This window comes from Pseudomonas sp. LB3P58, assembly GCF_054897895.1.
The window spans coordinates 6,009,171-6,031,563 of record NZ_JBUBVE010000001.1; the positions used below are offsets into that span (position 1 = coordinate 6,009,171).

Annotated in this window: 20 protein-coding genes; 6 read left to right on the plus strand and 14 right to left on the minus strand. The window is 57.2% G+C overall.

Annotation, left to right across the window (positions count from 1 at the left end; translation table 11 throughout):
* Window positions 1-11 precede the first annotated feature (11 nt).
* From ACYZTZ_RS28060 to rpmH, 10 genes are all read right to left on the minus strand, one after another.
* Window positions 12-419, minus strand: coding sequence for a F0F1 ATP synthase subunit I (locus ACYZTZ_RS28060; protein WP_007948092.1), 408 nt, complete (start codon window positions 417-419; stop codon window positions 12-14).
* A gap of 147 nt (window positions 420-566) precedes the next feature.
* Window positions 567-1,439, minus strand: coding sequence for a ParB/RepB/Spo0J family partition protein (locus tag ACYZTZ_RS28065; protein ID WP_008027541.1), 873 nt, complete (start codon window positions 1,437-1,439; stop codon window positions 567-569).
* A 9-nt stretch (window positions 1,440-1,448) separates the two neighbouring features.
* On the minus strand, window positions 1,449-2,246 hold the full coding sequence (locus ACYZTZ_RS28070) for a ParA family protein (protein ID WP_008155709.1): 798 nt from the start codon (window positions 2,244-2,246) through the stop codon (window positions 1,449-1,451).
* Window positions 2,247-2,264: 18 nt separating this feature from the next.
* Window positions 2,265-2,909 (minus strand): 16S rRNA (guanine(527)-N(7))-methyltransferase RsmG, encoded by a 645-nt coding sequence (gene rsmG / locus ACYZTZ_RS28075; protein ID WP_033059687.1) that lies wholly within the window; start codon window positions 2,907-2,909, stop codon window positions 2,265-2,267.
* On the minus strand, window positions 2,906-4,804 hold the full coding sequence (mnmG, locus tag ACYZTZ_RS28080; protein WP_046044925.1) for a tRNA uridine-5-carboxymethylaminomethyl(34) synthesis enzyme MnmG: 1,899 nt from the start codon (window positions 4,802-4,804) through the stop codon (window positions 2,906-2,908). The genes rsmG and mnmG overlap by 4 nt, the downstream gene beginning before the upstream one ends.
* Window positions 4,805-5,354: 550 nt before the next feature.
* Window positions 5,355-6,725, minus strand: a complete 1,371-nt coding sequence (mnmE, locus tag ACYZTZ_RS28085; protein WP_033059689.1) for a tRNA uridine-5-carboxymethylaminomethyl(34) synthesis GTPase MnmE — start codon at window positions 6,723-6,725, stop codon at window positions 5,355-5,357.
* 79 nt (window positions 6,726-6,804) lie between these two features.
* The gene (yidC, locus tag ACYZTZ_RS28090; protein WP_462000304.1) at window positions 6,805-8,490 is read right to left on the minus strand and encodes a membrane protein insertase YidC; all 1,686 of its coding nucleotides are present in this window, start codon (window positions 8,488-8,490) and stop codon (window positions 6,805-6,807) included.
* Window positions 8,491-8,492: 2 nt separating this feature from the next.
* Window positions 8,493-8,738 carry a membrane protein insertion efficiency factor YidD gene (gene yidD, locus ACYZTZ_RS28095; RefSeq protein ID WP_074872215.1) on the minus strand — a complete coding sequence of 82 codons (246 nt, stop codon included), beginning with the start codon at window positions 8,736-8,738 and terminating at the stop codon, window positions 8,493-8,495.
* A complete protein-coding gene (gene rnpA, locus ACYZTZ_RS28100; protein ID WP_031319201.1) occupies window positions 8,731-9,132 on the minus strand; it encodes a ribonuclease P protein component in 402 nt (133 codons plus the stop codon). Before rnpA ends, yidD begins: the two co-directional genes overlap by 8 nt.
* A gap of 16 nt (window positions 9,133-9,148) precedes the next feature.
* Window positions 9,149-9,283, minus strand: a complete 135-nt coding sequence (rpmH, locus tag ACYZTZ_RS28105) for a 50S ribosomal protein L34 (RefSeq protein ID WP_003213577.1) — start codon at window positions 9,281-9,283, stop codon at window positions 9,149-9,151.
* Between the two features lie 567 nt (window positions 9,284-9,850).
* Between rpmH and dnaA the strand changes: the two genes are divergently transcribed.
* From dnaA to gyrB, 4 genes are read left to right on the plus strand one after another with little or no spacing between them, the layout of a single operon-like run.
* On the plus strand, window positions 9,851-11,362 hold the full coding sequence (dnaA, locus tag ACYZTZ_RS28110) for a chromosomal replication initiator protein DnaA (protein ID WP_462000305.1): 1,512 nt from the start codon (window positions 9,851-9,853) through the stop codon (window positions 11,360-11,362).
* 39 nt (window positions 11,363-11,401) lie between these two features.
* Window positions 11,402-12,505, plus strand: a complete 1,104-nt coding sequence (gene dnaN / locus ACYZTZ_RS28115) for a DNA polymerase III subunit beta (RefSeq protein WP_008155702.1) — start codon at window positions 11,402-11,404, stop codon at window positions 12,503-12,505.
* Between the two features lie 20 nt (window positions 12,506-12,525).
* Entirely contained in the window at window positions 12,526-13,629 is a 1,104-nt protein-coding gene (recF, locus tag ACYZTZ_RS28120) for a DNA replication/repair protein RecF (protein ID WP_007969883.1), read from the plus strand.
* Window positions 13,630-13,634: 5 nt separating this feature from the next.
* Window positions 13,635-16,058: a DNA topoisomerase (ATP-hydrolyzing) subunit B gene (gene gyrB, locus ACYZTZ_RS28125; protein WP_008155700.1), complete on the plus strand. Its 2,424-nt coding sequence runs from the start codon at window positions 13,635-13,637 to the stop codon at window positions 16,056-16,058.
* Window positions 16,059-16,346: 288 nt separating this feature from the next.
* Here gyrB and ACYZTZ_RS28130 read toward each other — a convergent pair whose 3' ends face one another.
* The 4 genes from ACYZTZ_RS28130 to glyQ all read right to left on the minus strand — a co-directional run bounded on the left by ACYZTZ_RS28130 (window position 16,347) and on the right by glyQ (window position 20,757).
* On the minus strand, window positions 16,347-17,126 hold the full coding sequence (locus ACYZTZ_RS28130; RefSeq protein ID WP_462000306.1) for a lysophospholipid acyltransferase family protein: 780 nt from the start codon (window positions 17,124-17,126) through the stop codon (window positions 16,347-16,349).
* An 82-nt stretch (window positions 17,127-17,208) separates the two neighbouring features.
* Entirely contained in the window at window positions 17,209-17,748 is a 540-nt protein-coding gene (gmhB, locus tag ACYZTZ_RS28135; protein WP_462000722.1) for a D-glycero-beta-D-manno-heptose 1,7-bisphosphate 7-phosphatase, read from the minus strand.
* Window positions 17,749-17,752: 4 nt separating this feature from the next.
* On the minus strand, window positions 17,753-19,807 hold the full coding sequence (glyS, locus tag ACYZTZ_RS28140) for a glycine--tRNA ligase subunit beta (protein WP_462000307.1): 2,055 nt from the start codon (window positions 19,805-19,807) through the stop codon (window positions 17,753-17,755).
* Window positions 19,804-20,757: a glycine--tRNA ligase subunit alpha gene (gene glyQ / locus ACYZTZ_RS28145; protein ID WP_003213601.1), complete on the minus strand. Its 954-nt coding sequence runs from the start codon at window positions 20,755-20,757 to the stop codon at window positions 19,804-19,806. The genes glyS and glyQ overlap by 4 nt, the downstream gene beginning before the upstream one ends.
* Window positions 20,758-20,838: 81 nt before the next feature.
* Here glyQ and tag point away from each other — a divergent pair, with 81 nt between their 5' ends.
* A complete protein-coding gene (gene tag / locus ACYZTZ_RS28150) occupies window positions 20,839-21,396 on the plus strand; it encodes a DNA-3-methyladenine glycosylase I (RefSeq protein WP_150657777.1) in 558 nt (185 codons plus the stop codon).
* Window positions 21,397-21,436: 40 nt separating this feature from the next.
* Window positions 21,437-22,324, plus strand: a complete 888-nt coding sequence (locus tag ACYZTZ_RS28155) for a lysophospholipid acyltransferase (protein WP_462000308.1) — start codon at window positions 21,437-21,439, stop codon at window positions 22,322-22,324.
* Window positions 22,325-22,393 lie beyond the last annotated feature (69 nt).

The window sequence follows — 22,393 nt, forward strand, 5'->3', positions numbered from 1 at the left end:
CCTCAAACGCCCTAAGGTCTCGAAAGTCTTGTTCTCATCAGCAGGGGCGCGAACCAGCTGACCAGTTGGGTCAACACGAAGACGCCGAATACAGCTAGCGGCGCCAATGGCTTCACACCTGCAAACGTCAATGCAAAGAGCACTGCCGTCAAAATTAGTTTGCCCGCCTCGCCGGCATAAAAAGACCGGACGATGGCTTGAGCTGCTCGGGCGCCGGAAAACCGAAATGCCCTGTGAGCGAAATAAACATTGGGTAGCAAGGCTATCAGGCCTCCGCAGAGTCCTGAGTACCCGGCTACGACTCCATGCCAGTACCAGAGCGCCAAAGCGGCCAGTACCAAAACGACAAATTGAGCCAGTAAGACCGGAAAAACTGCCAGGCGATGGAACGGCAAGCGGTTTGGCGTGCGGCTTTCCATCGTTTTGCTCCCCAATGATCGGCTGCCAGAATTCAATAACTTGGCATAATTTGTGCCGACAAAATGCGCGCAGAGTATAGGGGCGGTTCTGCCCCTATTCAACTGTCAGGTAGTGATTTCCGACTGCACGCTACATGAGGAAATGTTTCAGCGAATGTGTGCAAGTACACCTTGAAGCTCATCCAGGGAGTTGTAACCGATCACCAACTGCCCCTTCCCCTTTTTCCCGTGGCGAATCTGCACCGCAGAGCCTAGGCGCTCAGCCAGACGCTGTTCGAGTCGAGCGATATCCGGGTCCGGCTTTACCGGTTCAGCAGGTTCCTGTTTGCCACTCAACCACTGGCGAACCAGTGCTTCAGTCTGGCGTACAGTCAGCCCCCGTGCGACAACGTGTCGCGCCCCTTCAACCTGTTGATTTTCCGGTAAACCGAGCAAAGCACGGGCATGACCCATTTCCAGGTCGCCGTGGGACAGCATGGTTTTGATGACTTCCGGCAACGCGATCAAGCGTAGCAGGTTGGCCACGGTTACGCGGGACTTGCCCACCGCTTCGGCCACTTGTTGCTGCGTCAGCTGGAATTCCTGCTGCAAACGCTGCAACGCAACCGCTTCTTCGATCGGGTTGAGGTCTTCGCGCTGGATGTTCTCGATCAGTGCCATGGCGATCGCGGTTTCATCCGGCACATCGCGAACCATCGCCGGGATGGTTTCCTGGCCGGCCTGCTGGCTGGCGCGCCAGCGGCGTTCACCGGCGATGATTTCGAAGCGGCCGCTGCCAATCGGACGAACCACGATCGGCTGCATCACGCCCTGAGCCTTGATTGACTGCGCCAGCTCCTCCAGCGCCTGAGGGTCCATGTCCCGACGCGGCTGGTACTTGCCGCGCTGGATCAGGTCCAGGGGCAGGTGCTGCAACTCACGCTGATCAGCCTGCACCGCTTGTTCTTCCAGCGAGCTGACAGTCGGACCACTCAGCAGTGCATCCAGTCCACGTCCGAGACCTCGTTTCTTGACGGCCATGGGGATTCCTTAAGTTGCCTGAGCAGCGGCAGTGCGTGAGTTTTTGCGTTGACGACGAACCATCTCGCCCGCCAATGCCAGATAGGCAATGGCGCCCCGCGATGATTTGTCATACGCCAGCGCCGGCATGCCGTAGCTTGGCGCTTCGGCCAGGCGGATGTTGCGCGGAATCACCGTGTCGTAGAGCTGCTCGCCGAAGTGTTCCTTGAGCTGCGCCGAAACATCGTTCATCAGGCTCAGGCGCGGGTCATACATGGTCCGCAACAGGCCTTCGACTTTCAGGTTCGGGTTCAGCAACTCAGCGATGCGCTTGATGTTATCCACAAGGTCGCTCAAACCTTCGAGCGCGAAGTACTCGCACTGCATGGGGATAATCACCCCGTCAGCGGCGACCAAAGCGTTCAGCGTGAGCATCGACAACGACGGCGGACAGTCGATCAAAATGTAATCGTAGTTTTCACGGATCGGCGCCAACGCACTGCGCAGGCGGCTTTCCTTCATCTGCATTTCCAGCAGAACCACTTCGGCCGCGGTCAGGTCGCGGTTGGCCGGCAGCAGTTGGTAACCACCGTGCTCGGAATAGTGCATGGCCTGGGCCAGATCGCATTCGCCGATCAGCAGGTCGTAGACCGAGTTTTCCAGGCCGTGTTTATCCACACCGCTACCCATGGTGGCGTTGCCCTGTGGATCGAGATCGATCAACAGCACCCGGCGCTTGGTAGCGACCAGGGAAGCTGCGAGGTTGATGCAGGTGGTGGTCTTGCCCACACCACCCTTTTGGTTCGCTATCGCGAATACCTTAGCCATTCTTGCTTGTGTTCCCAATCATGCCGTGCGGCGCAGTATCAGCAGATGGCGTTGGCCTTGGCAACCGGGTACGGCCAGGGCGTGTTCGCTATCGAGGTGGAAGTCTGCCGGCAATGCTACCAGCTCATCGGCGGGATGAACGCCCTTCATTGCCAGCCAACGTGTTTCGGTGTCGCCGAGGTGGCGAGTCCAGTTGCTGAAGTTCTCCATGCTGCTGAACGCCCGGGAGATGATCCCGTTGAATGGCTGATCAGGCTGAAAAGCTTCGACGCGACTGTGGATAACTTGCAGGTTATCCAGTTTGAGTTCGAGTTTGACCTGGGTCAGGAAGCGGGTTTTCTTGCCGTTGCTGTCCAGGCAGGTCACTTGGGACTCTGGAAACAGGATCGCCAACGGAATACCCGGCATGCCCCCACCGCTGCCAACGTCCAGCCAGCGACCGTTTTCGACGAACGACATCACGCTCAAACTATCGAGCAAGTGACGGGAAACCATTTCATCCGGATCGCGTACGGCAGTCAGGTTGTAAGCCTTGTTCCATTTTATCAACAGGGCCAGATAACCCAGCAGCTGGGCATGCTGGGTTTCTGTCAGCGTGACACCGAGCTGGCGAGCACCTGTGGATAACTCTTCTGCGTGTTGCGAGGTGACCAACGAACTCAAGCGCTTTGCTCCAACTGACGGCCCGCGCCGCGTTTTTTCAAATGAATCATCAACAGCGAAATCGCTGCCGGCGTCACACCCGGGATACGCGACGCCTGGCCCAAAGTCTCTGGACGGGTCGCACCGAGCTTGCTCTGGATCTCTTTGGAGAGACCGGAAATGTTCGTGTAATCGATATCCACAGGCAGTTTTGTGTCTTCGCTGGCCCGCAGCCGTGCGATTTCATCCTGCTGGCGATCGATGTAACCGGCGTATTTGGTCTTGATTTCGACCTGCTCGGCGACTTGTGGATCTTCTGCGCCGCCACCAGTCACGGCGATCAGACCAGCGTAGTCGATTTCCGGACGGCTCAGCAGGTTGAGCAAGTTGTATTCGTGGGTCAGCGGCGTGCCGAATTTTTCGGAAATCGCATCGCCTTGCTCGGTGCCCGGGCGAACCCAGGTACTTTTCAGGCGTTGCTCTTCCAGCGTGATGCTTTCGCGTTTGGTGCAGAACGCAGCCCAACGCGCGTCATCCACCAGACCCAGTTCGCGACCTTTTTCGGTCAAGCGCAGGTCGGCGTTGTCTTCGCGCAGGATCAGACGATATTCGGCACGGGAGGTGAACATCCGATACGGTTCCTGGGTACCCAGAGTAATCAGGTCGTCGACCAACACCCCGATGTACGCCTCGTCGCGACGCGGGCACCAGGCATCTTTGCCCTGAGCACGCAGTGCGGCGTTGGCCCCGGCCAGCAAACCCTGGGCGCCGGCTTCTTCGTAACCGGTGGTGCCATTGATTTGCCCGGCGAAGAACAGACCGCCGATGACTTTGGTTTCCAGGTTGTACTTCAGGTCACGCGGGTCGAAGTAGTCGTATTCGATGGCGTAACCCGGACGAACGATGTGCGCGTTTTCCATGCCGCGAATCGATTGCACAATCTGCAGTTGCACGTCGAACGGCAGGGATGTGGATATCCCGTTCGGGTACAGCTCGTTGGTCGTCAGGCCTTCCGGTTCGATGAAGACCTGATGGCTTTCCTTGTCGGCAAAGCGATGGATCTTGTCTTCGATCGACGGGCAGTAACGCGGGCCGATACCTTCGATCACACCTGCATCGGAATACATCGGCGAACGATCGAGGTTCGCGGCAATGATTTCGTGGGTACGGGCGTTCGTGTGGGTTATCCAGCAGCTCACCTGTTTCGGATGCTGCTCTTTGGAACCCATGAACGACATCACCGGGATCGGTGTATCGCCTGCTTGCTCGGTCATCACCGAGAAATCCACAGAACGGCCGTCGATACGCGGTGGCGTACCGGTTTTCAGGCGACCGACACGCAGTGGCAATTCACGCAGACGGTGAGCCAGGGCGATCGACGGCGGATCACCGGCACGGCCACCGGAAAAGTTCTGCATTCCGATGTGGATAAGTCCACCGAGGAAGGTGCCAGTGGTCAACACCACGGAATCCGCTAAGAAACGCAGGCCCATTTGGGTGACAACACCACGCACTTGTTCCTGCTCGACGATCAAATCATCGGCAGCCTGTTGAAATATCCACAGGTTCGGCTGGTTTTCCAGTATTTCGCGGACAGCGGCCTTGTACAGAACCCGGTCTGCCTGAGCGCGGGTTGCACGCACGGCCGGGCCTTTGCGGCTGTTCAACACGCGAAATTGAATACCACCCTTATCGGTAGCCATGGCCATCGCGCCGCCGAGGGCATCGATTTCCTTGACCAGATGGCTTTTGCCGATCCCACCGATAGCGGGGTTGCAACTCATGGCACCGAGGGTTTCCACGTTATGCGTCAGCAACAGGGTTTTTGCACCCATACGTGCTGAGGCCAGTGCTGCCTCGGTACCGGCATGACCGCCGCCGATGACGATCACTTCAAAACGGGAAGGGAAATCCACCACGCACCTCGTGCCTGCTTCAGTTAGGTAATCCGGAATAGGTTGATCTCAGGTTTTTGGACCTGGTCGGCAAGTATAGGGACTTCGCCCTTCCTAAAGAACCCTTTGCACAAAATTTAACCAGCTGTGGAGAAGTCACGGTTATAGAAATTAAAAAGAAAGAAATTTATTAAATCTTTGTTTTTATGTTTATTTCTACTGAGCCACCTTTCTGTGGATAGATATCTACAGGCCTTTATATTCAATATGTACAGAGATTCAAAACCCTGTGGTCATGTGCCAAGGAGGCCCTTGGATAACCGGTCTAAGCCTGTGGATGAAAGGGGTGCTTATCCACAGGGGCGGTTATCTTCAGTTTTGAGGCCCTGTTATCAACTGCCCTTAGTGGCAGTTATTCACAGGGCTTAATCCACAGAAAACTGCTGAATAAGCAAATCCAGGGCACGGAAAATCCGCTCAAGCAGAAAGAATCTGCTCAGCACTGGAAGAGAATTCATGAAAAGGAGGGAACAGACAGGCACGAATGGCCTGTCTGTGGACAACGGGAGGACTATTTACCGATACAGAAGCTGGAAAAGATCCGTCCCAGCAAGTCATCGGAGCTGAAAGCACCGGTGATTTCACCCAAAGCGTGTTGGGCTTGTCGCAAATCCTCGGCCAACAGTTCGCCGGCACCCGCAAGGGTCAACTGTGCACGGCCGTGCTCAAGGGAAGCACTGGCGTGACGCAACGCTTCAAGGTGACGCCTGCGAGCACTGAAGCTGCTTTCCGAGGTCTGTTCGTAGCCCATGCAGGCCTTGAGATGGTCACGCAGCAATTCCAGCCCTTCACCTGCAGACTTGGCGCTCAGGCTGATGGTGACGTGGCCATCCTCGCTGACTTCCAGGGCAATGGCTTCGCCCGTGAGGTCTGCCTTGTTACGGATTAGCGTGACTTTCGCCGGATCGGGACGGATTTCCAGAAATTCAGGCCATAACGCGAACGGATCAAGTGCCTCAGGAGCGGTAGCATCGACCACCAACAGCACGCGATCAGCCTCGCCGATGGCTTTCAGCGCCCGTTCGACACCGATTTTTTCCACCTGGTCGTCGGTATCTCGCAGACCAGCGGTGTCGACCACGTGCAGCGGCATACCATCGATGTGGATATGTTCACGAAGAATGTCCCGGGTGGTGCCGGCGATCTCGGTGACGATCGCTGCTTCACGACCGGCCAGTGCATTCAACAGGCTGGATTTACCGGCATTCGGCCGGCCGGCGATCACAACGGTCATGCCGTCACGCAGCAAGGCACCCTGCCCGGCTTCTCGTAGTACGGTGGATAACTCGTCACGCACTTTGTCGAGCATGCTCAGTACATGACCATCGGCGAGGAAGTCGATTTCTTCTTCAGGGAAGTCGATCGCCGCTTCGACATAGATGCGCAGGCCAATCAGTTGCTCGGTGAGGTTATGCACACGCTCGGAAAATGCGCCCTGCAAGGAACGCAGGGCATTTCGTGCAGCCTGTGCAGAACTCGCCTCGATCAAGTCGGCAATCGCCTCGGCCTGAGCCAGGTCGAGTTTGTCATTGAGGAACGCGCGCTCGCTGAATTCACCCGGCCGGGCCAACCGACAGCCCAGTTCCAGGCAACGCTTGAGCAGCATATCCAGAACTATCGGACCGCCATGGCCCTGGAGCTCCAGCACATCTTCGCCGGTGAACGAGTTCGGGCCTGGAAAATACAGGGCAATGCCTTGATCCAGCACCTCATCGTTTTCACTGAGGAACGGGCCGTAGTGGGCAAACCTTGGCTTGAGTTCACGACCGCTGAAGGCCTTGGCGGCAACACTTGCCAGCGGTCCGGAAATACGGACGATGCCCACACCGCCGCGACCTTGAGCGGTGGCGACGGCGGCGATGGTTTCACGAGGAACGCTCATAAACCGTTATCCAGACAAAAGTGACAGATAGCAAAACGCCCCACTAGGGGGCGTTTTGAGTGGTTATTCACAGTGTAAATCAGGCAGCTGCTTTGGTAGCTGCTTCGATCTTACGAGTGATGTACCACTGTTGGGCGATCGACAGGCAGTTGTTCACTACCCAGTACAGCACCAGACCAGCCGGGAACCACAGGAAGAAGAAGGTGAAGATGATTGGCATCAGCTTCATCACCTTGGCCTGCATCGGATCCGGAGGAGTCGGGTTCAGCTGCTGCTGGATGAACATGGTTGCACCCATGATGATCGGCAGAATGAAGAACGGATCCTTGATCGACAGGTCAGTAATCCACAGCATGAACGGCGCTTGGCGCATTTCAACGCTTTCCAGCAGAACCCAGTACAACGAAAGGAAAACCGGCATCTGCACGAGGATTGGCAAGCAACCACCCAGCGGATTGATCTTCTCTTTCTTGTACAGCTCCATCATGGATTGCGACATTTTCTGCCGGTCGTCGCCATGTTGCTCTTTCAGCGCGGCCAGTTTCGGTGCCACTGCACGCATGCGCGCCATGGATTTGTAGCTGGCAGCCGACAGCGGGAAGAAGATCCCTTTGATCAGCATGGTCAGGAAGATGATCGACCAGCCCCAGTTACCGACCAGCGCGTGGATGTGTTGCAGCAGCCAGAAGATTGGCTGGGCAATGAACCACAGAATGCCGTAGTCGACGGTCAGTTCCAGACCTGGGGACAACTCTTTCAGCACAGCCTGACTTTTTGGACCGGCATACAGAACGGCACTGGTCTCGGCTTTTGCACCTGGCGCGACAGTCATTGCCGGAGCGGTGTAGCCGATGATGTAGTTGCCTTTGCTGTCTTTACGGGTCTGGACGAGGTTATTTTCGCCTTTCGCCGGAATCCACGCGGTCACGAAGTAGTGCTGCAACCATGCAACCCAACCACCGTTAACGGTTTCTTTCAGCTGAGCCTTGTCCATGTCCTTCATGGACACTTTCTTGTACGGCTCGTTACTTGTCCACAGGGCGGCGCCCAGGTAAGTCGCGGTGCCGGTGGCGGTGCTGGAAGAAGGATCGGAGCTGGCGTCACGCTTCAATTGCGCGAACATTGCACCGGACCAGGGTTTGGCACTCTGGTTATCGATCAGGTAGGAAACGGTTACGTCATACAGGCCACGTTTCAGGGTGAAACGCTTGATGTAGTTGACGCCGTCCTTGCTGAACTTCAGGTCTGCGACCAATTGGTCCTGACCGTCAGCCAGTTGGTAAATCTTCTTCTCCGAGGAGTAAACCGGACGACCGGCAGGACTTCCGTCCGGACCGTCGGTGCCGATCAAACCGCTTTGAGCCAGATAAGTCCGCTCGTTGCCGTTATCGAACAACTGGAATGGAATTTCCGGATGGTCCTGGCGACGTGGATACAGCGGCAGCGTCAACTGCGCAACATCACCACCTTGTGGATCGATTGCCAGGTTGAGCACATCCGTTTTGATCTGGATGAGGTCTTTGCTTGCAGCTACTGGTGTTTCAGCAGGTGCAGTTGCACTGGTATCGCTTGCGGCGCGTGGAATGTCGTCACTGACAGAAGCATTATTGCCAGTCGCCGTATCCGGTAGGCCCGGTGCGGTAGTACTGGAAGCAACATTCTGAGTCGGCAGGGCAGCCTGGCCATAGTCCTGGTTCCATTTAAGAACCATAACGTAGGACACGATTGCCAGGGCGACGATCAGGATCGTGCGTTTGATATCCATGATTACTCGGCCATCGAAGAAGAACGGGAGGTAGGGATAGATGGAACCGGGTCATAACCACCGGGATTCCACGGATGACAGCGACCTAAACGACGAAAGGCCAGCCAGCCACCGCGCAGAAGGCCATGATTTTCTATGGCTTCATACGCGTAGCAGGAACAACTGGGGTAGAAACGACAGTGACTGGCCATCAGAGGACTAATGGCATAGCGATAAAACTGGATCGGAACGAGTGCCAGTTTACGCATCGGGACTGTCTACCCCTACAGTTTCGGTTTTGACTGCTGGTACCGGCGTGCTACGTGCCAGACGCTTCCAGAGTTTGCCGAAATGCTGAATCAATTCGGGGTTTTCTACGTCACCCAAACCTTTGCGCGCGACGATAACGATGTCCCAGCCGGCCAGTGAGTCCTGGTTCAGACGGAACGATTCGCGCATCAGACGTTTGAGGCGATTGCGCTCGACGGAGAGCTTTACGCTCTTTTTCCCGATAACCAGCCCGAGACGGGGGTGATCGAGATCGTTGTTGCGCGCAAGGAGCAGGAGATTTTTCCCCGGAACCTTGCCGGTAGGGGAGTCAAAGACTGCCTTGAAATGCCGGGGAGTAAGCAGACGCTTTTCCCGACTGAAGTCCTGACTCACCTCCAGTGCCGGCTTATCAAACTGCCAGACGCGCACGACCTTTGGCGCGACGACGCGACAGAACGGCACGACCGTTTTTGGTAGCCATGCGAGCACGGAAACCGTGGGTACGAGCGCGTTTGATAGTGCTTGGTTGGAAAGTACGTTTCATTGTCGTGTTACCTGGTTCGTCCACAACGGGCCGGAATGGCCCCCGTTTTAAGAGACCGGGGATTCTAGAGAAAGCAAGCCTCTAGGTCAATTTCCAACCAGCGTTTCCTTATAAATAGATCTCCAGACGTTTTTCCTTCCGCGCTCCCTGGCTAGATATAGAAATTAAGAAGGAAAGTATTTAAAGCTTTTCTGTAAAGCTTATAAAAGCTAGGGGCACGATCATCTGTGGATAACTGCCATCAGCCCTTTAAAGTCGTGATGTACAGAGAATGACAACTACGGTGGAAAACGGTGGTAACCCTGTGCTGCGCTGTCGGATAAGCTGTGTGTGAAAGAGGTACTTATCCACAGCGTGGTTATCCACCGAGTTTCCCCCCCACTTGTACAACGACCTTAGACCCGGTTATCCACAGAGCTTATGCACAGACCGCTGGTCGTCTTTTTTTCGTATAAATCACTGATTCTTCATGGGAGGTGCACAACCTTCGTGTGGATAAGTCGGGGCTTGGTCGGCTACAATGGCGGCTTGTTTTTGCCTCACCGGCTTTCAACTTAGGGGATATCCGTGTCAGTGGAACTTTGGCAGCAGTGCGTGGAGCTTTTGCGCGATGAGCTGCCTGCCCAACAATTCAACACTTGGATCCGTCCACTACAGGTCGAAGCCGAAGGCGACGAGTTGCGTGTCTACGCACCGAATCGCTTTGTTCTCGACTGGGTCAACGAAAAGTACCTGGGCCGCGTCCTTGAACTGCTGGATGAGCATGGCAATGGCATGGCGCCGGCGCTGTCCTTATTAATAGGCAGCAAACGCAGTTCGGCACCGCGTGCCGCCCCAAATGCTCCGTTGGCCGCTGCTGCTTCACAGGCTCAGGCACCTGTCAGCGCTACGGCGCCAGCCCCGGTAGCCGCTCCGACCAAGCGTGCGACGCAAAAAGTTGCCGAAGTTAATGAAGAGCCATCGCGCGACAGCTTCGATCCAATGGCCGGTGCCAGTTCGCAACAAGCTCCGATTCGCGCCGAACAGCGTACGGTGCAGGTCGAAGGCGCGCTCAAGCACACCAGCTACCTGAACCGCACCTTCACCTTCGAAAACTTCGTCGAGGGCAAGTCCAACCAACTGGCCCGGGCTGCGGCCTGGCAAGTGGCGGACAATCCCAAGCACGGTTACAACCCGCTCTTCCTTTATGGTGGCGTCGGCTTGGGTAAAACCCACTTGATGCACGCGGTGGGTAACCACCTATTAAAGAAGAATCCGAATGCCAAGGTTGTGTACCTGCATTCCGAGCGGTTCGTGGCCGATATGGTCAAGGCCCTGCAGCTGAACGCCATCAACGAGTTCAAGCGCTTCTACCGTTCAGTGGATGCGTTGTTGATCGATGACATTCAATTCTTCGCCCGCAAAGAACGTTCCCAGGAAGAGTTTTTCCACACCTTCAACGCCCTGCTTGAAGGTGGCCAGCAGGTCATTCTCACCAGTGACCGCTACCCGAAAGAAATCGAAGGCCTTGAAGAGCGCCTCAAATCCCGCTTCGGCTGGGGCCTGACGGTAGCCGTCGAGCCGCCGGAGCTGGAAACCCGTGTGGCGATCCTGATGAAAAAGGCCGATCAGGCCAAAGTCGATCTGCCCCATGACGCGGCGTTCTTCATTGCCCAGCGTATTCGCTCCAACGTCCGTGAGCTGGAAGGCGCGCTGAAACGCGTGATCGCCCACTCGCACTTCATGGGCCGCGACATCACCATCGAGCTGATTCGCGAATCCCTGAAAGACTTGTTGGCGCTGCAAGACAAACTGGTCTCTGTGGATAACATTCAGCGCACGGTCGCCGAGTACTACAAGATCAAGATCTCCGACCTGCTGTCCAAGCGTCGTTCACGCTCGGTCGCACGTCCGCGTCAGGTTGCAATGGCATTGTCCAAAGAGTTGACTAACCACAGCCTGCCGGAAATCGGCGATGTGTTTGGCGGCCGGGACCACACGACTGTTTTGCACGCCTGCCGCAAGATCAACGAACTTAAGGAATCCGACGCGGACATCCGCGAGGACTACAAGAACCTGCTGCGTACACTGACCACTTGATGAACACCAGCGCAGCTTATTAAGGCAAGGGACTAGACCATGCATTTCACCATTCAACGCGAAGCCCTGTTGAAACCCCTGCAACTGGTCGCAGGCGTCGTCGAGCGCCGACAGACCTTGCCGGTGCTCTCCAACGTGCTGCTGGTTGTCGAAGGCCAGCAATTGTCGCTGACCGGTACCGACCTGGAAGTCGAGCTGGTCGGTCGTGTACAACTCGAAGAGCCTGCTGATCCAGGTTCCATCACTGTGCCTGCGCGCAAGCTGATGGATATCTGCAAAAGCTTGCCGAACGATGCGCTGATCGACATCAAGGTCGACGAGCAGAAGCTCGTGGTGAAGGCCGGCCGTAGCCGCTTCACCCTGTCGACCCTGCCGGCCAATGACTTCCCGACTGTGGAAGAAGGCCCCGGCTCGCTGACGTGCAGCCTTGAGCAAAGCAAACTGCGCCGTTTGATCGAACGCACCAGCTTCGCCATGGCCCAGCAGGACGTGCGTTACTACCTCAACGGCATGCTGCTGGAAGTTTCCGAAGGCATCATCCGCGCCGTGGCCACCGACGGTCACCGTCTGGCCATGTGCTCGATGAAGGCCGATATCGGTCAGCCGGATCGTCACCAGGTGATCGTGCCGCGCAAGGGTATCCTTGAGCTGGCGCGTCTGCTGACCGAACCGGACGGCATCGTCAGCATCGTTCTGGGTCAACATCACATCCGCGCCACCACTGGCGAATTCACCTTTACCTCGAAACTGGTCGACGGCAAATTCCCTGACTACGAGCGCGTTCTGCCTAAGGGCGGCGACAAACTGGTTCTCGGCGATCGTCAGGCCCTGCGTGAAGCGTTCAGCCGTACCGCGATTCTGTCCAACGAGAAGTACCGCGGCATTCGTCTGCAACTGGCCAACGGTCAGCTGAAGATCCAGGCGAACAACCCCGAACAGGAAGAAGCGGAAGAAGAAGTGGGCGTCGAGTACAACGGCGGCAATCTGGAAATCGGCTTCAACGTGAGCTACCTGCTGGACGTGTTGGGCGTCATGACGACTGAGCAGGTTCGTCTGATTCTGTCCGACTCCAACAGCAGTGCGCTGGTGCAAGAGTCCGACAACGACGACTCGGCCTACGTTGTCATGCCGATGCGTCTGTAATCATGCTCAGCAGAAGCTAGATGTCCTTAAGTCGCGTCTCGGTCACCGCGGTGCGCAATCTGCACCCGGTGACCTTCTCCCCCTCCCCCCGAATCAACATTCTTTACGGCGCCAACGGCAGCGGCAAAACCAGTGTTCTGGAAGCCATTCATCTGCTGGGGCTTGCCCGTTCGTTTCGTAGCACCCGCCTGTTGCCTGTTATCCAGTATGAGCAGCTCGCCTGTACGGTGTTTGGGCAGGTGGAGTTGGCCGAGGGTGGGCACAGCGCCTTGGGGATCTCCCGCGACCGTCAAGGGGAGTTCCAGATCCGCATCGACGGGCAGAACGCTCGCAGCGCGGCGCAACTGGCGGAGATCCTGCCGCTGCAGCTGATCAACCCTGATAGCTTCCGCTTGCTGGAAGGTGCACCGAAGATTCGCCGGCAGTTTCTCGACTGGGGCGTGTTCCACGTGGAACCAAGATTCATGTCCACCTGGCAGCGCTTGCAGAAGGCCCTGCGCCAGAGAAACTCTTGGCTGCGGCATGGTACACTTGACGCCGTTTCGCAAGCCGTTTGGGACAGGGAACTGTGCCAGGCCAGCGCTGAAATTGATGAATACCGCCGCGCTTATATCAAAGCCTTGAAACCAGTCTTTGAACAGACCTTGAGCGAACTGGTTGAGCTCGAGGGCTTAACGCTCAGCTATTACCGAGGTTGGGACAAAGACCGCGAACTGAGTGCAGTGCTCGCCGGGTCCCTTCAGCGGGATCAGCAAATGGGTCATACCCAGGCCGGACCACAGCGTGCTGATTTGCGTCTTAGATTGGGCGCACACAACGCCGCGGACATCTTGTCCCGCGGTCAGCAGAAGCTGGTGGTCTGTGCATTGCGGATTGCCCAAGGGCACCTGGTCAGCCAGGCCCGACGCGGCCAGTGTATTTATCTGGTGGATGACCTGCCGTCCGAACTGGACGAGCACCACCGCCGCGCGCTTTGCCGCTTGCTGGAAGACTTACGCTGCCAGGTGTTTATCACCTGTGTAGATCACGAATTATTGAGGGAAGGCTGGCAGACGGAAACGCCAGTCGCTCTGTTCCACGTGGAACAGGGCCGTATCACCCAGACCCACGACCATCGGGAGTGAAGGCATTGAGCGAAGAAAATACGAATACCTACGACTCAACGAGCATTAAAGTGCTGAAAGGCCTGGATGCCGTACGCAAACGTCCCGGTATGTACATTGGTGACACCGACGATGGTAGCGGTCTGCACCACATGGTCTTCGAGGTAGTCGACAACTCCATCGATGAAGCGCTCGCTGGCCACTGCGACGACATCAGCATCATCATCCACCCGGACGAATCCATCACCGTTCGCGACAACGGTCGTGGTATCCCGGTAGACGTGCACAAAGAAGAAGGCGTCTCGGCAGCCGAGGTCATCATGACCGTGCTGCACGCCGGTGGTAAGTTCGACGACAACTCCTACAAAGTATCCGGCGGTCTACACGGTGTAGGTGTGTCGGTTGTGAACGCCCTGTCCGAAGAGCTGGTCTTGACCGTTCGCCGTAGCGGCAAAATCTGGGAACAGACTTACATCCACGGTGTTCCAAAAGAACCGATGAAAATCGTCGGTGAAAGCGAAACCACCGGTACCCAGATTCACTTCAAGCCATCTGACCTGACCTTCAAGAACATCCACTTCAGCTGGGACATCCTGGCCAAGCGGATTCGTGAACTGTCCTTCCTCAACTCCGGTGTCGGCATCGTCCTCAAGGATGAGCGCAGCGGTAAGGAAGAGCTGTTCAAGTACGAAGGTGGCTTGCGTGCGTTCGTTGAATACCTGAACACCAACAAGACCCCGGTCAACCAGGTGTTCCACTTCAACATCCAGCGCGAAGACGGCATCGGCGTGGAAATCGCGTTGCAGTGGAACGACAGCTTTAACGAGAACCTGTTGTGCTTCACCAACAACATTCCACAGCGCGATGGCGGTACTCACCTGGTGGGTTTCCGTTCCGCTCTGACGCGCAACCTGAACACTTACATCGAAGCTGAAGGTCTGGCGAAGAAGCACAAAGTCGCGACCACCGGTGACGATGCCCGTGAAGGCCTGACCGCGATCATCTCGGTAAAAGTGCCGGATCCAAAGTTCAGCTCCCAGACCAAAGACAAGCTGGTTTCTTCCGAAGTGAAGACCGCGGTCGAACAGGAAATGGGCAAGTACTTCTCCGACTTCCTGCTGGAAAACCCGAACGAAGCCAAACTGGTCGTCGGCAAGATGATCGATGCGGCTCGCGCTCGTGAAGCGGCGCGTAAAGCCCGTGAGATGACACGTCGTAAAGGCGCGCTGGATATCGCCGGTCTGCCGGGCAAACTGGCTGACTGCCAGGAAAAAGACCCTGCCCTTTCCGAACTGTACCTCGTGGAAGGTGACTCTGCTGGCGGCTCCGCCAAGCAGGGACGCAACCGTCGGACCCAAGCCATCCTGCCGCTCAAGGGCAAGATCCTGAACGTCGAGAAGGCGCGCTTCGACAAGATGATCTCTTCGCAAGAAGTGGGCACCTTGATCACCGCGCTGGGCTGTGGCATTGGCCGCGATGAGTACAACATCGCGAAGCTGCGTTACCACAACATCATCATCATGACCGATGCTGACGTCGACGGTTCGCACATCCGTACCCTGCTGCTGACCTTCTTCTTCCGTCAGTTGCCGGAGCTGATCGAGCGCGGTTACATCTACATCGCTCAGCCACCGCTGTACAAGGTCAAGAAGGGCAAGCAAGAGCAATACATCAAAGACGACGACGCCATGGAAGAGTACATGACGCAGTCGGCCCTGGAAGATGCGAGCCTGCACCTGAACGAGGAAGCCCCGGGTATTTCCGGTCCCGCCCTCGAGCGTCTGGTGAATGACTTCCGTCTGGTAATGAAGACACTCAAGCGTCTGTCGCGCCTGTACCCACAGGAGCTGACCGAGCACTTCATCTACCTGCCTGCCGTTAGCCTGGAGCAATTGTCCGATCACGCTGCGATGCAGGATTGGATGGCCCAGTACGAAGTTCGCCTGCGCACCGTCGAGAAGTCCGGCCTGGTTTACAAAGCCAGCCTGCGTGAAGACCGTGAACGTAACGTCTGGCTGCCTGAGGTCGAACTGATCTCCCACGGCTTGTCGAACTACGTCACCTTCAACCGCGACTTCTTCGGCAGCAACGATTACAAGACGGTTGTTTCTCTGGGCGCTCAACTGAGCACCTTGCTGGACGATGGCGCGTATATCCAGCGTGGCGAGCGCAAGAAGCCGGTCACCGAGTTCAAGGAAGCCCTTGAATGGCTGATGGCCGAAAGCACCAAGCGTCACACCATCCAGCGATACAAAGGTCTGGGCGAAATGAACCCGGATCAGCTGTGGGAAACCACCATGGACCCAAGCCAGCGCCGGATGCTCAAAGTGACCATCGAAGACGCCATTGGCGCGGACCAGATCTTCAACACCCTGATGGGTGATGCGGTCGAGCCTCGTCGTGACTTCATCGAAAGCAACGCCCTGGCGGTTTCCAACCTGGACTTCTGATCCAGCGAACCTGCCAAACGAAAAAGGCCAGCGCTCAAGCGTTGGCCTTTTTTATTGTCCGTAAATGGCTCTGGTAACAATCCACTCTTGATGATGTGCAACGATTGAAACACGGCCATTGCGGGCATAAAAAAACCGGCTATATCAGCCGGTTTTTTTACGTCCAAAAAAAACTTATGCACCTTTTTCGGTTTTTTATGGGTTTATAAAATATGTATATAAATCATAAACCTACGAACTAAATTCGACGCATTTCAACCAAACGGTACACAGGTTATCCACAAAATCTCAGACAGCCACTTGATCGGTAGCAGCCGGGGCTTGCGGGGCGGGTGGCAGCGAACCCATTTCACGTTGCATCTGCTCGTTCCAGGCCTGGACCCGATCATTCAACTCGGCAACCGCACGCGGCCCGCTACCCTCGGCATACAAGGGTGCGCCGATGATCACGGTGATGACGCCCTGCTTCTTCGCCCAACCGGTTTTCGGCCAGAACTTGCCAGCATTGTGCGCAATCGGCAGCACGGGAAGTGCGGCGTTGACGGCTAAAGCGGTACCACCCCGAGAGAACTTTCCGATGGTGCCGTAAGGAACGCGCGTTCCCTCTGGGAAGATCAGGACCCAGACGCCGTCTTTGAGCAGTTCATCGCCTTTCTTCGCCACATGCTTGAGCGCCGCTTTCGGGTTGTCGCGGTCGATGGCGATCGGTCGCAGCATGGCCATGGCCCAGCCGAAAAACGGAACGAAGAGCAGTTCACGCTTAAGTACCTGGCTCAATGGCTCAAAGTAGGCGGATAGAAAGAACGTCTCCCACGTGCTCTGGTGGTTCGACTGAATCACGCAGGGCTGGTCTGGCACGTTCTCGGCGCCCTTCACTTCGTAGCTGATGCCCAGGAAAACCTTGCTCAGCCACAAGGCGCAGCGGCACCAGTACACATTGATGAAGCGATACCGCGCCTTGAACGGCAGAAAAGGCGCGATAAAAAAGCTCAGGCTGCACCAAAGCAAAGAGCTGGTGCCCAGCAGCAGGTAAAAGAGGAAGGTTCTGATGGCCTGCAGTATCGACATGGCGACATTTACCGTTGCGGGCACTGCCCGCCTATTCAAGCGCACTCCCGATCAATCCTTGGTCAGGAACAATCGAAGCACTCTAATTGTGGATAAGTTCTGCGGCAATCGCCGCCAGATCGTCAAAAATCAAGGTGCCTACCGGTAGGGTCTTGCCCAAAGTCTTTTCGCCTTTCCCGGTCTTTACCAAAACTGGCTGAGAATCGACGGCTTTGGCGGCCTCCAGGTCACCAAGGGTATCGCCGACGAACCAAAGATCAGTCAGCGATACGTTGTAATGCGCGGCGATGGTTTTCAACATCCCGGGTTTTGGTTTGCGGCAATCGCAGCCATCGTCCGGCCCGTGCGGGCAATAGACGATCAGCCCGACTTCACCGCCCTGCTCCGCCACCAACGAGCGCAAGCGCTCGTGCATGGCGTCCAGGGTGGCGATGTCGTAATAGCCGCGAGCGATGCCCGACTGGTTGGTAGCTACCGCTACCGTCCAGCCGGCCTTGCTCAACTGCGCGATGGCTTCGATCGAACCCGGGAGCGGAATCCACTCCTCCACCGACTTGATGTAAGCGTCGGAGTCGTAATTGATCACCCCGTCCCGATCGAGAATCAGCAGTTTCAACAGCAGCCCCTCAACCCAGCAGAGAAATGTCGGCAACGCCGAGGAACAGCCCACGCAGACGCGACAGTAGCGCATAACGGTTGGCGCGGACCTTGGCATCTTCAGCGTTGACCATCACCGCTTCGAAGAACGCATCCACTGGCTCGCGCAAGGCAGCCAGACGTGCCAGCGATTCGCTGTATTGACGCGCCGCCGCCATCGGCTGGACAGCCTGGTCAGCCTGCTGGATCGCCGAGTACAGGGAGAACTCGTTGGCGTTGTCGAAGTACTTGGCTTCCACGACCGAAGGAACAGAGCCTTCGACCTTGCTCAGCAAGTTCGAAACGCGCTTGTTCACTGCGGCCAGGGCAGCGGCTTCCGGCAATTTGCGGAAAGCTTCTACCGCTTGTACGCGCTGATCGAAGTCCAGCGCCGAACCCGGTTTCAGGGCACGAACCGACAGGTAAGTCCCGACATCCACGCCTTCGTCTTCGTAACGGGCACGCAGACGGTCGAAGATGAACTCCAGCACCGAGTCATTGAGGCCGGCAGCCTTGACCTTGGTACCGAAGGCATTCACGGCGAAAGCCACGGCGTCGTTCAGGTCGAGGTCGAGCTTCTTGTCGATCAGGATGCGCAACACGCCGAGTGCAGCACGGCGCAAGGCGTACGGGTCTTTGCTACCGGTTGGCAGCATGCCGATACCGAAAATACCCACCAGCGTGTCGAGCTTGTCAGCGATGGCCACGGCCGCACCGGTCAGGGTGGTCGGCAGTTCAGCACCGGCACCGCGCGGCATGTACTGCTCGTTCAGTGCCAGTGCAACTTCTTCCGGCTCGCCGTCGTTGAGGGCGTAGTAGTAACCGGCGACACCTTGCATCTCCGGGAACTCACCGACCATCTCGGTCGACAGGTCGCACTTGGACAGCAGGCCTGCACGGGAAGCCCACGCGGCGTTGCCGCCAATGCGTTGAGCGATGAACGCAGCGAGTTTGGAAACACGCTCGGCCTTGTCGTAGACGCTGCCGAGTTTTTCCTGGAACACCACGTTCTGCAGACGCAGGTTGAAGTCTTCGAGTTTCTGCTTCTTGTCTTGCTTGAAGAAGAACTCGGCGTCGGTCAGGCGTGGACGAACCACTTTCTCGTTACCGGCGATGATCTGTTGCGGGTCTTTGCTTTCGATGTTGGCCACGGTAATGAAACGTGGCAGCAACTTGCCGTCGGCATCCAGCAGGCAGAAGTACTTCTGGTTGTCCTGCATGGTGGTGATCAGGGCTTCTTGCGGCACGTCGAGGAAACGCTCTTCGAACGAGCACACCAGCGGCACCGGCCATTCAACCAGCGCGGTCACTTCGTCGAGCAGCGCTGGGGGCACGATCGCCGTCCCTTCCTGCATCGTCGCCAGCTCTTCGACGCGCTTGCTGATCAGCTCACGACGCTCATTGGCATCGGCCAATACATAGGCGGCACGCAGGTCGGTCAAGTAGTTGGCCGGCGAGGTGATGCGCACGCTTTCCGGGTGATGGAAGCGGTGACCACGGGAATCTCGACCCGCCTTCTGGGCGAGGATGGTGCAATCGATGACCTGGTCACCGAGCAGCATCACCAGCCACTGGGTCGGGCGAACGAATTCTTCCTTGCGAGCGCCCCAGCGCATGCGCTTGGGAATTGGCAGGTCGTTCAGGGAGTCTTCGACGATGGTCGGCAGCAGGCTCGCGGTTGGCTTGCCGGCGATGCTTTGGCTGTAGCGCAGTTTCGGGCCGCTTTGATCGATTTCGCTCAGGTCGACGCCGCACTTCTTGGCGAAGCCCAATGCCGCTTGAGTCGGGTTGCCTTCGGCATCGAACGCGGCCTGACGTGGCGGGCCATCGAGGTTGATGCTGCGATCCGGCTGCTGAGTCGCCAGATCGGTGATCAGCACAGCCAGACGACGTGGCGCGGCGTAGACGGTTTTGGTCTCGTAGTTCAGGCCAGCGGCTTGCAGGCCCTTGTCGATACCGGCCAGGAACGCATCGGCCAGGGTGTTCAGGGCTTTGGGTGGCAGTTCTTCGGTGCCCAGTTCAACCAGAAAATCTAGAGCACTCATTGTGCTGCCTCCAGCTTGGCCAGTACTTCGTCACGCAGGTCCGGGGTCGCCATCGGGAAGCCCAGCTTGGCGCGAGCCAGCAGATAGGCTTGCGCAACGGAACGCGCCAGGGTGCGGACACGCAGAATGTATTGCTGACGCGCGGTCACCGAGATTGCCCGGCGCGCATCCAGCAGGTTGAAGGTGTGGGAGGCCTTCAACACCATTTCGTAGCTCGGCAACGGCAGCGGCTGGTCGAGTTCGATCAGGCGCTTGGCTTCGCTTTCGTAGAAATCGAACAGTTCGAACAGCTTCTCGACGTTGGCGTGTTCGAAGTTGTAGGTCGATTGCTCCACTTCGTTCTGGTGGAACACGTCGCCGTAGGTCACTTTGCCGAACGGACCGTCAGCCCAGACCAGGTCGTAGACCGAATCCACGCCTTGCAGGTACATGGCCAGACGCTCAAGACCGTAAGTGATCTCGCCGGTCACCGGGTAGCACTCGATGCCGCCCGCTTGCTGGAAGTAAGTGAACTGCGTCACTTCCATGCCGTTGAGCCAGACTTCCCAGCCCAGACCCCAGGCGCCCAGTGTTGGCGATTCCCAGTTGTCTTCAACGAAGCGAATGTCGTGGACCAGTGGGTCCAGGCCGACATGCTTGAGGGAGCCCAGGTACAGTTCCTGGAAGTTGTCCGGGTTCGGCTTCAGCACGACCTGGAACTGGTAGTAGTGCTGCAGACGGTTCGGGTTTTCGCCGTAGCGGCCGTCAGTCGGGCGACGACTGGGCTGCACATAAGCGGCGTTCCAGGTTTCCGGGCCAATGGCACGCAGAAACGTGGCAGTGTGGAAAGTCCCGGCGCCTACTTCCATATCGTAGGGCTGAAGTACCACACAACCTTGCTCGGCCCAGTATTGCTGGAGGGCGAGGATCAAGTCTTGGAAGGTACGCACGGCTGGCGTAGGCTGGCTCACGAAATTCACCTGTTTCTTGGGCTGCGATTTAAAGAGCGGGAGTATACCCGATTCGGTCCTGCGCACGCCCCCTGGAGCCTTATGCCACGCTGCTTTTGGTGTTCCGAAGATCCGCTGTACATGGCTTATCACGATCAGGAGTGGGGCACGCCGCTACGCGATGCGCAGGGATTGTTCGAGTTGCTTTTGCTCGAAGGGTTCCAGGCCGGCCTTTCCTGGATCACCGTGCTGCGTAAACGTGAGCACTATCGTCAGGTAATGTTCGGCTTCGACGTACAACGCGTGGCGCAAATGAGCGACGCCGAAATCGATGAATTGATGCTCGATCCGGGCATCATTCGCAATCGCCTCAAACTCAATGCGGCCCGGCGCAATGCCCAGGCCTGGCTGGCGCTGGAGGATCCGGTGGAGTTTCTCTGGTCCTTCGTCGACGGCAAGCCTGTGATCAACCATTTCAAGGATCGCAGTGAAGTGCCGGCCGTGACGCCGACCGCCGTGGAGATGAGCAAAGGCCTGAAAAAGGCCGGCTTCACGTTCGTCGGCCCGACTATTTGTTACGCGCTGATGCAGGCCTCGGGCATGGTCATGGACCACACCCAGGATTGCGATCGCTACGCGGCGCTGGCGATCGGCGGTTAGAATAGCCGCCTCGCGCACAGCACAAGATCAGGAGTGACCTGTGGATAAGTTTAAAGGCGCCTTGCTGGTAGGCGCTCTGCGGCTGTTTGCCCTGCTTCCGTGGCGGGCAGTGCAGGCAGTGGGCTCGGTCATCGGCTGGGTCATGTGGAAAACCCCTAACCGTTCCCGCGATGTCGTGCGGATCAATCTCGCCAAGTGTTTTCCGGATATGGACCCGGCCGAGCGTGAGCGTCTGGTAGGCCAGAGCTTGAAAGACATCGGCAAGTCCCTGACCGAAAGCGCCTGCGCCTGGATCTGGCCGGCCCAGCGCTCCATCGACCTGGTGCGTGAAGTCGAAGGTCTCGACGTATTAAAGGACGCCCTCGCCTCCGGCAAAGGTGTCGTCGGTATCACCAGCCACCTGGGCAACTGGGAAGTGTTGAACCACTTCTATTGCAGCCAGTGCAAACCGATCATTTTCTATCGCCCGCCAAAGTTGAAGGCGGTGGATGATTTGCTGCGCAAGCAGCGGGTGCAATTGGGTAACCGAGTTGCGGCTTCTACCAAGGAAGGCATCCTCAGTGTTATCAAGGAAGTGCGCAAAGGTGGTGCAGTGGGCATTCCCGCTGACCCGGAACCGTCCGAATCCGCCGGGATTTTCGTGCCGTTCTTCGCCACCCAGGCCCTGACCAGCAAATTCGTACCGAACATGCTCGCCGGCGGCAAAGCGGTCGGCGTGTTCCTGCATGCGCTACGTCTGCCCGACGGTTCGGGTTACAAAGTGATCCTCGAAGCCGCGCCAGAGGCCATGTACAGCACTGATACCGAAACGTCCTGCGCAGCCATGAGCCAGGTGGTCGAGCGCTATGTGCGGGCGTATCCGAGCCAGTACATGTGGAGCATGAAGCGCTTCAAGAAGCGTCCGCCGGGTGAAGAACGCTGGTATTGAGTTGATTGGCATGATCTGTGGATAACCTGAGTCCAGGGTTATCCACACCGTTCAATAAAGGGCGCAGAA